The sequence below is a fragment of the Paraburkholderia sp. genome (assembly GCF_035948235.1).
Taxonomy (GTDB): Bacteria; Pseudomonadota; Gammaproteobacteria; order Burkholderiales; family Burkholderiaceae; genus Paraburkholderia.
Genome location: NZ_DASZJJ010000332.1, coordinates 36907 through 46862, shown reverse-complemented (window position 1 = coordinate 46862; position 9956 = coordinate 36907). Strand labels below are relative to the sequence as shown.

Genomic DNA, 9956 nt, shown 5'->3' with positions numbered 1-9956 from the left:
AAAGAATTTTCGATGGCCGAATTCATTCATCCGGCGCAAGGGCGCTATATCCAGGCGTCATTCGAAAATGCCGATGACGCCTTTCTAGTGGCATTTGGTGTGTGCCGCCGTGACATCATGACGGCAATCAAATTGCGCATGGTGCAGAGTTTCAACTAGCGTTCAACCCTGCATTACGGAAGGCGTCGCGCTTAACCGCGCGTGTCGACCCAATTGCGTGCCCAGTGTCGCGAGTGCTGCAGCGCCTGCTCTTCACTCGTGAAGTAATCGAGCGAATAGAACTGGTAGCGGCCTTCGGTGCGCGCGCTATCGGTGCGTTCGAAGGTGCGTTCGAGCAGCAGGTTGGATGAAAAACTACCGTCGGGCAAACGATGTGCCGAGGGGTGAACGGCATAGCCGTTATATTGCTGAATTTGTTTGTTTTGCATTTTAATTTTAATGATGTACGAGTGCTGGCGCGCCGTGCGAAAGATGCACGGGTGAGCCGGTTCAAGCCATTGCAGGCTGAATCTCAAGCAGTCGGAATGAGAAGGGCTGTTGCAGCCGGAGGGGAAAGTGAAGTGCAACGAGGCGCGTGGCGCCTGGCAAGCTGCTGATTGAACAGGTTCAGCTTTGGGGAGGTCGCGCTAACTGTGGGAGACAAAATGCTCCGCGAGGATTCGCTGCAACCCGGCGTCCGTTTCCGGAGGCCGGGTCCTTCAAACTTTACAGCGGCTTGATGTTAGCCGCTTGCAGGCCCTTCGGGCCTTGCTTCGTTTCGAAGGTCACTTTCTGGTTTTCAGCCAGCGTCTTGAAGCCGTCCGTCTTGATTTCGGAGAAATGCGCGAACAGGTCGTCGCCGCCGTTATCAGGAGCGATGAAGCCAAAGCCTTTGCTGTCGTTGAACCACTTGACGATACCGGTATCCATGGAAAATCCTTGATTAACAAATAAAAAGTTTTGCTCTGTGAAAGAGCGCTTGAAGCGTCAAGGAGGGAGAGGACCACGAATACCGCTTGGGAGCGAGCAATTGATGAACAGCAATCGAACTTCTTGAACTTCAGGCGACACACTAACCGCAGGAAGGCGCAAGCGTCAATGTTTAACTTGTAACTGTTTTGCGAAATGGGCCGTTCTTCGGATCGCACGATGTGGCCCTGTGCTGCCCCATATCGCTGCGCGCCCTGCCTGGCGTGACTTGCGGCAAGCTTCTGCGAATTCAACTTTCGCTATACAAACGCCGGGATCAGCGTAGGATGGTTGTATCAGTCGACCTGCGACCGATCCCCGCGCCTCTTCTATCGCCCGTTCGGGCACCGAGCTGCTTCTCTCCCTCGCAGACCACCTCAGACATTGCATCGGCATGAACCGGTGCATTTGCTGCGTCCTTTTCTGGATCCTCCGCACAACGTGCGAGACCAAGGAGCTGGCTCCATGACAACCACTGTTCGCTTTTATCGTGGACTCGAGATTTACCCGTTTGTTTTTCCGCATCTGCCAACCCAGGCGGGTTTTGGACGCAATTACGACGAGGGTTTCGATGCGGCAGTCCGTATCCAGGAGGCCGATGGGCTTCCTCACGCGCCAAGAAGCCGCGTTTTCGGCGTATTGGTCAAGACGCCGTTTCTCAATGCGGGCGATGCGCGGCGAGCATCCATTGCCTACGCGGAACATCTGATCGATATGTGCTCGCCAGGCGAGACCGTGCTCGATATGAAGGCTTGAACGAATTCCGGTACATTTTAAAAGGTAGAAGTATGCGTTTAGATTCGACACGTTTCCGCATTGACCCCACGCCGCGTCGTGCGGATGGCGAGTACATGGCGCATGTGCGCATTAGCACAAAACGTCCCGATGGCAGTGAATATGATGTGCATTTGAGCGGCGACCTCGCCGGATTCGAAATCCGCGAGGATGCCATTGCTTATGCCCAGACCTGGGCGCAGCAATGGCTTTACGCGCGATTCGGCTAGCAAGGTTTTTCTCGTCACTGTCTTCCTCCTGCAGGTCCGCGACCGCCAGGCACAACCAGAATCAGGGTAAACATCAGGGATGCCCTGAAGTGCTTCTAAATGGTTGGTGTACGGAGTATATTCTCCATCGCGATGACATGCGATAAATGGAGGAAGACATGCAGTTCCATCTCAACGGCTTTCACGTTGGCGACCCAACCATCGAGGCGCCTGCCCAGGGGGCGCCGCAAAGCCTGACACTTGATCCCGTCGATGTGCTGATCGTCGGAAGCGGTCCTGCCGGACTTGTGCTTGCCGCGCAACTTGCGCGCTTTCCGTCCATCAGGACGCGTATTGTCGAGCGTCGCAATGGACCGTTGCAGATGGGACAGGCGGATGGCATCGCATGTCGCACTGTAGAAATGTTCGAAGCGTTCGGCCTGAGCGATCGTCTGCTGCGCGAGGCGTATTGGGTCAACGAAACCGTATTCTGGCGGCCCGATCAGCATGACCGGGGCGCCATCAAGCGTACCGGTCGTGTTCAGGACACCGAAACAGGTTTATCGGAATTTCCACACGTCATCGTCAATCAGGCGCGCATCCAGGATTATCTGCTCGATGCGATGCGCTGTTCGTCGCAGCGGCTCGAACCCGATTACGGTCTCGAAGTGGTCAACGTCGAGCGCGACAACAACGATGACTATCCGGTACGCGTCACACTGCGACGCACGGATGCGGACGGCGCTGCCGAACCGGTCGTCGTGCGGGCGCGCTATGTCGTGGGGTGTGACGGCGCGCGTAGCCGCGTACGTGCGGCCATCGGGCAAACGCTGCGCGGCGACGCGGCCAATCATGCGTGGGGCGTGATGGACGCGCTCGCCGTCACTGACTTTCCGGATATTCGTCTCAAGGCGGCAATTCAATCCGCGAGCAAGGGCAATCTGCTCCTCATTCCACGCGAGGGCGGTTATCTCGTGCGCTTTTATGTCGATCTCGGCGAGGTCACGCCGGAGAATCGCGATGGCATCAAGCAGACCGGCGTCGATCGTATTATCGAAACCGCGCAGCGGATTCTGCAGCCTTATACGCTCGACGTGAAGGAAATCGCCTGGTTCTCGGTGTACGAAGTGGGGCAGCGTCTGACCGATCGCTTCGACGATGCTATCGCACTGGATGGCACGCCTCGCGAACCGCGCGTGTTTATCGCCGGCGACGCCTGTCACACGCATAGTGCGAAGGCCGGGCAGGGCATGAACGTGTCGATGCAGGACGGCTTCAATCTGGGCTGGAAACTCGCTGCGGTGCTGGAAGGGCGCAGTCACGCGGATCTGCTGCGCACCTATTCGGACGAGCGCCAACCGGTCGCGCAGGAGCTGATCGATTTCGACAAGGAATGGTCGGCGATGATGGCCGCGCCGCCGAAAGACCCGCACCGGCCCGAAGCGGGCGGCGTCGATCCCGCCGAATTGCAGGCGTATTTCGTGCGAGCAGGGCGCTATACGGCCGGCGTCGCGACGCGTTACAAGCCTGGTACGCTCACGGGCGAAGCTACGCATCAGGCGCTCGCCAGCGGCTTTGCGATCGGCACGCGCTTTCATTCCGCGCCGGTGATTCGCCTCGCCGACGCGAAGCCGGTCCATCTTGGTCACGCTGCGCGCGCGGATGGCCGCTGGCGTCTCTACGCGTTCGCCGATGCACGTCAGCAAGCGCTCCACGCGCTGTGCGAGCATCTCTTGGCCGCGCCCGATTCCGTGCTGCGGCTCGCCACGCCCGAAGACGCCGATATCGACAGCGTGCTTGACGTGCGCGCGGTGTTTCAGCAGGCGCATCGCGAACTGCGTGTGGAAGCGCTGCACGGTCTCCTGCTGCCGCGCAAGGGCCGCTATGGTCTGGTCGACTACGAGAAAGCATTTACGAGCGACGCGGCGGCTGATATCTTCGACGCGCGCGGCATCGACCGCGAACGAGGCGCGCTGGTGGTGGTCCGTCCCGACCAGTACGTCGCCCATGTTTTACCTCTGGACGCCTACGCGGAATTGAGCGCCTTTTTCAGGCCGATATTTCGCTGGCGCTGACTTTCTTCGACACTGCGAAATTGGCAATCAAACTGGATAAGCGCGCCGACGAGGCCGAAGCGCTCGCAAGATTCACCGGCAGCCTGGTACGGCGCGCCCAGCAGCGCCACGTTGCGGTCTGGCTCAGCGAAGTCTCCGCAGAGATTACGAGCGTGCAGTATGCCGCGCTCGAAATCCTGCACGACAGGCCGGGCATCAATCAGCGGCAACTTGGCGACGATCTCGACGTGGATCGCTCGACCATTGCCGATCTCGTCGCGCGCATGGTTCGCAACGGCCTCATCCGGCGCACCGACGATCCAGTCGACAAGCGCAGTTATGTGCTGTTCCTGACCGCGGGCGGCAAAAAGCAGCTCGCGGCCCTGCGTCCGCGTGTCGAGGAGGTCGAGCGCATTCTGACCGCCCGGCTCAGCGCGGACGAATGTCTACAGTTGCGGCGCCTGTTGCTGGCGCTTCTGCCGCCTCAGGCATAGGGCGCTTAACGGGTCGATATCTGCGCCGACTTCGCCACGAATTTGGCACGCTTGTAAGCTTTGCATCTTTTCCCGGCCTCTGGTCGCGCGTCAAAATACGCCCGCAAAACGCGGGCGATCTCTGCATTTCCTCAGGCAATTTCGTTGCGCAAACAACAAATCGCTGATTTCATTACGATTCTTTCTTGTTGTAATGTAAGGTAACATATTCGCCTCCGATCTGCAAATAAGAATCGTTTACATCTTCGTGAACTGACCTTATATTTCTGCCTGCGATTTCATTACGCATTATTCGATTCGCTTACATCTCCCCGCGCAGCCTGCCGCCACCGCGGGACCCAGCACACGAAACGCCCGGCCGTATGCGCGATTCACCCGGTTCACCCGGCGCGCACGCGCCGCGTTAGCGATGACGCCCGACGCCGTCCGGCCGACCGCGTTCGCCGTGCTCCGAATCCTTTGACGCGCCACGACGCATAACCCGCCGTCCAGTCGTTTCGACTGTGAGGTTGGCGGGCGCTCGGAATTTATTCGTTGTCCGAATCACTACAACTCGAAATCGACGAAACCCGGAGTATCTTGATGAAGCAGACAGTCGTATCGCTGGCGATTTCCCGCCTTCTTTCCGGCACGGCCAGGGCAGGCGTGGCGCTCACGCTGACATCGGTGCCGTTCATGGCCTGCGCGCAGGCACAGGCCACGCAGGCCGCAGCCGAGAACCCAGCAAACGCGGCAAATGCGGCAAACCCGTCAAACGCGAAGCCCAAAAGCGACGGCACGGCCAGCGTCGCGCAAGCAGCGGTGAATCCCGCCGCGGAAGGCGGCGCGCTGCCAACCATCGCGGTTTCGGCCTCGATGCCCGCGAACAACAATGAGGCGTCCACGGGTATCGCGCGTCTGCCGGACAGCGTGAAGGAGATGCCGCAAACCGTCGATGTCGTCTCGCACGAATTGATCGAGCAGCAAAAGGCCACGTCGCTTGAACAGATCCTCAAGAACGTGCCCGGCATCACGATTTCGACCGGCGAAGGCAATGGCGGCCAGAGCGGCGATCAGTTCAAGATTCGCGGCCTCTCGGCCAAGGGCGATATCTATATCGACGGTCTGCGCGATTTTGGCGCCTATAAGCGCGACAGTTTCGATGTGGACAGCGTCCAGGTCATTAAGGGGCCGTCGGGCGACAGCTTCGGCGTGGGCAGCATTGGCGGGCTGATTAACCAGACGTCGAAACTCGCCAACCTGGAGACTTCGACGAGCATCGATCAGAGCGGCGGCTCAGGTTCGACGTATCGCACGACGCTCGACAGCAATATCAAACTTGGCGATACGACGGCGCTGCGCGTGAACGGCATGTACCAGAACGGCAACACGCCGGACCGCGATAACGTCAAGGACAATCGCGCGGGTGTTGCGCTCGATCTGGGGCTGGGCATCGGCACGAATACCGAATGGCATCTGGGTTATTCGTATCTGCACCGTGACGGCGTGCCCGACTATGGCGTGCCTACGGCGCAGGGCTCGGACGGGATCTATCGGCCCGTGCTCGAATACAACGTGCCGGGCATGGATTCGTCGACTTCGTACGTGCGCAACACGGACCACGACAAGAGCGATACGCATATCGTCTCGTCGCTGTTCACGAAGAAGCTCGATAACGGCATCCAGATCGACAACGACACGCGCTTTACCTTCTACGAACGCGATTTCTCGTCGACCAATCCTGCAGCGATCACCAACGCGAATCTGCAAAAGCTGCTCGCGGGCCAGAACGTTGCGCTGACCTACGGCGCGGGCGGCGGTTCGGCGTACCTGCAGCGCGGTCTGGGCGTGCAGAACGTGACGACCGCCAAGGGAGAATTCGATCTTGGGCCATTCCGTAACCGCGCCGTGGTCGGACTCGACATGAACTATCAGCGCGATCATCGCGACCAGGGCACGTGGACGGGCCGCACGAACAACCAGACCGTCGTGAACCCGGCCTACCAGATGCCGGCGGGTTATTCGCTGGGTTATGGCGCGACCACGCGCGACGCGGAGTCGTCGGATGTCGGGGTGTTCGCCAACGATCGCATCTGGCTCACGCAACAGTTTTCGCTGATGGGCAATCTGCGCTGGGACTACTTCCGCAGCAAATACTGGACGAGCGCGTCGTCGGTTGGCGGCACGGCCGATTCCAGCAAGGTTAGCCCCGCTGTTTCGGCGATCTGGGAACCGACCAAAGACGCCATGTTCTACACATCGTTCTCGCGCACGTATCGGCCGGTGGGCACCGACATCGCGCTCGCCGTGGGCGGCGTGCAGTCGGAAGTGCCGCAGGACGGCGTCGCCAACGAGCCGGAGCGCGCGGACACGGTTGAGATTGGCACCAAGCTCGACTTCCTGAACAAGCGTCTGGGTGTGACGGCGGCCTTGTTCCAGACCCGCAAGTCGCACTCGTACACCGTCGATCCCGACACGGGCGATCTCACGCCGGGCTTCTCCGATAACGGCGAGGGCTATCGCATCCGCGGCGTGGAGCTGGGGCTCTCGGGCAAGATCACCAGCAACTGGACCGCCAATATCGCTTACGCGTACTACAACGGCATCGTTACCGAAGCGAGCGCGGCCAGTTCGATCGGCAAGACCGCGCCGGGCGTGTCGAATAACAACGTCACGGTCTGGACCAGCTATATCGTGCCGCACAAGCTGCTGCCGCTGCCGGGCAAGCTCACGGTGGGCGGCGGGCTGCAGTACGCGTCGGGCTACTGGGTCGATTCGGCGAATACCGCGCGCATGCCGGATAATTTCTCGCTCGACGGCATGATCGGTTACGAGCAGGGGCCTTATCGCGTCTCGCTCAATCTGTACAACCTGACCGACCATCTGAACTATCAGTCGGCGTTCAGTTCGGTGCGTGCGGTTCCGGCTTCGCGGCGCACCTTCTTGCTGAGCGCAGGCGTGACGTTCTAAACGCTGCCGCGCTGATTGCAGGGGATTGTCCGCGAGGCGATCTCCTGCATGGCTATTTTTTGCCCGACAATTTTCGCTCCACATTTTTTCACCCGCCAGGCAATCATGTTCATCCAGATTCCCGACGTACTCACGCCCGCCGAAGTCCAGCATTGCCGCCAGGTGCTCGAAGCGGCGCAATGGGTGGATGGCCGCCAGAGCGCGGGCGATCTGGCGGCGAAATCCAAGAGCAATCTGCAGATTCCCGCCGAAAGCGCTCAGGCGCGCGAACTCGGCGAGCTGATCCTGCATGCGCTCGGGCGCTGTGCGACCTATCACTCGGCGGCGTTGCCGCTACGCGTATTGCCGCCGCGCTTTAATCGCTACGACGTGGGCATGACTTTCGGCACGCATGTCGACAATGCGATTCAGACCGTGCCGGGCACGGGCGGCATGCGTATGCGCGCCGACGTCTCCAGCACGCTCTTCCTCTCCGAACCCGACGAATACGACGGCGGCGAACTCGTGGTCGAAGACGCGCAAGGCGCGCGTTCAATCAAGCTGGCCGCGGGATCGATGATCGTCTATCACGCGTCCAGCCTGCATCGCGTGATGCCGGTGACGCGCGGCGCGCGTTGGGCCTCGTTTTTCTGGGCGCAATCGCTCGTCAAAGACGAAACCTGCCGCACCGTGCTCTACGAACTGGATCGTTCGATCATCGCGATCCGAGCCGAAATGGGCGACGAGCATCCCGCCGTGCATGGTCTCGTGAATCACTATCACAACCTGCTGCGCCGCTGGTCGGAACTCTGAGGCCCGCGATGAGCGCCACAACGATGATTCCCGCCGATTGCGTTTCCCTGTTCGACTACGAACGCTATTTTCACGCGCGCGTCGATCCGGCGATTCGCGCCTATATCGCCGGCGCGGCTGCCGACGGCATCACGCAGCAGGAGAACCGCCGTGCCTTCGAGCGCGTGCGGATCATGCCGCGTGCGCTGGTCGATCTGTCCACGGCGAGCGCGCGCACCACGCTCTTTGGCGAAACGCTCGACTATCCGATCCTGATTGGGCCGACCGCGTGGCACAAGCTGGTCTACGAGCCGGGCGAGATGGCCACCGCGCAGGCGGCGTCGCTCACGCGTACCTGGATGACGGTGAGCACTCAGGCGAGCGTCGCGCTCGAAACCATTGCGCAGGCCTCGAGCGCGCCGCTGTGGTTTCAGCTCTATCTGCAGCCGCACTGGGACGACACGCTCACGCTCGTGCGCCGCGCGGAGCAGGCGGGGTATCGCGCGCTGGTTGTCACCGTGGATGCGCCCGTCAACGGCATTCGCAACGTGGAGCAGCGCGCGGGCTTTCGTCTGCCGCCGGGTGTCGAATCGGTGAATCTAAATGGCTTTGCGCGCGCGAGCGCCGCCGACAGCCGTGCGGGCAGCCCGGTATTCAAGGGCATGCTCGCGACAGCGCCGACATGGGCCGATATCGAACGGCTCTGCCGCGCCACGACATTGCCGGTCGTGCTCAAAGGCATCCTCAATCCCGCCGATGTCGCGAGCGCGCTGGCGGCGGGCGCGGCGGCCCTGATCGTGTCGAATCACGGCGGCCGCACGCTCGACACCGTCCCGGCGACGGTCGAAGTGCTGCCGGAAATCGCCGCCGCCGTCCAGGGCCGCGTGCCAGTGCTGCTGGACGGCGGCGTGCGGCGCGGCACCGATGTGCTCAAGGCGCTCGCGCTTGGCGCTCAGGCCGTGCTGCTAGGCCAGCCGGTGCTGCACGCGCTCGCGGTGGGCGGCGTGGCGGGCGTCGCGCATATGCTGACGATCCTGCAGACCGAGCTTGAGGCGGCGATGGCGCTCGCGGGCGTGCCGCAACTCGCGAGCGTGCCGCGCGCGACTGTGCGCTAGTCGAATCTGGCGAGCTTCAACACCGCGAGCGGGCCGCCCGGAATCTGAATCAGACTTCCGCCGTCCTGCAGCGAACCCAGATCGACGCCGAAGAAGCCGATCTGCTCGATCAGGGCGCTCACAGCGGATTTCGCGAGCGCATCGTCGCCCGCATAGAACAGCACGCGGCGGCCACCTTCGGCATGCGGATCGGCGGAAATGAGATGCGCGGGCAGATGATTGAACGCCTTCACGACGCGCGCGCCCGGCACCATTTCCGCCAGGACCGTACTCGACGCCCGGCCATGCAGATCGGCGGGCTGGAACAGCGGCGCCTCGATGGGGTTGTTCGTGTCGATCACGATGCGCCCGCCAAAGTCCGGCAAGCCGCTCAAGGCCGACGGCAGTTTCGACCAGTTCACGGCGACCAGCACGATATCCTGAGCCGCCGCCTGCTCGCGCGTGCCAGGCGTGATCGAGGGGCCGAGTTCGCGGGCGAGATCGGCAAGCGATTCCGGGCCGCGGCTATTGGCGATGATGGCTTTGAGGCCCTTGGCGGCGAGCGCTTTCGCGAACGCAGAGCCAATGGCGCCTGCTCCGATGATGCCGATGGTGCTCATAACTTGCTCCTGATTCCTGATTAAGAGGTTGTGTTCAGTGAGC

Annotated in this window: 10 protein-coding genes; 7 read left to right on the top strand and 3 right to left on the bottom strand. The window is 61.4% G+C overall.

All coding sequences use genetic code 11. The annotated features are described in order from the left end of the window. Positions 1-191: 191 nt before the first annotated feature. Positions 192-428 carry a hypothetical protein gene (locus VG320_RS29470; protein ID WP_327203606.1) on the bottom strand — a complete coding sequence of 79 codons (237 nt, stop codon included), beginning with the start codon at positions 426-428 and terminating at the stop codon, positions 192-194. Positions 429-705: 277 nt separating this feature from the next. Then, positions 706-909 (bottom strand): cold-shock protein, encoded by a 204-nt coding sequence (locus VG320_RS29465; protein ID WP_327203605.1) that lies wholly within the window; start codon positions 907-909, stop codon positions 706-708. A 504-nt stretch (positions 910-1413) separates the two neighbouring features. Here VG320_RS29465 and VG320_RS29460 point away from each other — a divergent pair. The 7 genes from VG320_RS29460 (at position 1414) to VG320_RS29430 (ending at position 9314) form a co-directional block, all read left to right on the top strand. Continuing rightward, a complete protein-coding gene (locus VG320_RS29460) occupies positions 1414-1704 on the top strand; it encodes a hypothetical protein (protein ID WP_327203604.1) in 291 nt (96 codons plus the stop codon). A gap of 32 nt (positions 1705-1736) precedes the next feature. After that, positions 1737-1952 (top strand): hypothetical protein, encoded by a 216-nt coding sequence (locus tag VG320_RS29455; RefSeq protein ID WP_327203611.1) that lies wholly within the window; start codon positions 1737-1739, stop codon positions 1950-1952. A 158-nt stretch (positions 1953-2110) separates the two neighbouring features. After that, a complete protein-coding gene (locus VG320_RS29450; protein WP_327203603.1) occupies positions 2111-4006 on the top strand; it encodes an FAD-binding monooxygenase in 1896 nt (631 codons plus the stop codon). A gap of 20 nt (positions 4007-4026) precedes the next feature. Then, positions 4027-4479: a MarR family winged helix-turn-helix transcriptional regulator gene (locus VG320_RS29445; RefSeq protein WP_414696160.1), complete on the top strand. Its 453-nt coding sequence runs from the start codon at positions 4027-4029 to the stop codon at positions 4477-4479. A 582-nt stretch (positions 4480-5061) separates the two neighbouring features. Then, on the top strand, positions 5062-7428 hold the full coding sequence (locus VG320_RS29440; RefSeq protein WP_327203602.1) for a TonB-dependent receptor: 2367 nt from the start codon (positions 5062-5064) through the stop codon (positions 7426-7428). Positions 7429-7533: 105 nt separating this feature from the next. After that, the gene (locus VG320_RS29435; protein WP_327203601.1) at positions 7534-8220 is read left to right on the top strand and encodes a Fe2+-dependent dioxygenase; all 687 of its coding nucleotides are present in this window, start codon (positions 7534-7536) and stop codon (positions 8218-8220) included. Positions 8221-8228: 8 nt separating this feature from the next. Further along, complete coding sequence (locus VG320_RS29430; protein WP_327203600.1) at positions 8229-9314, top strand: alpha-hydroxy acid oxidase; 1086 nt, start codon at positions 8229-8231, stop codon at positions 9312-9314. On the opposite strand, the gene VG320_RS29425 is transcribed toward VG320_RS29430, so the two are convergent. After that, a complete protein-coding gene (locus VG320_RS29425) occupies positions 9311-9913 on the bottom strand; it encodes an NADPH-dependent F420 reductase (protein ID WP_327203599.1) in 603 nt (200 codons plus the stop codon). The genes VG320_RS29430 and VG320_RS29425 overlap by 4 nt on opposite strands. Positions 9914-9956: the final 43 nt, after the last annotated feature.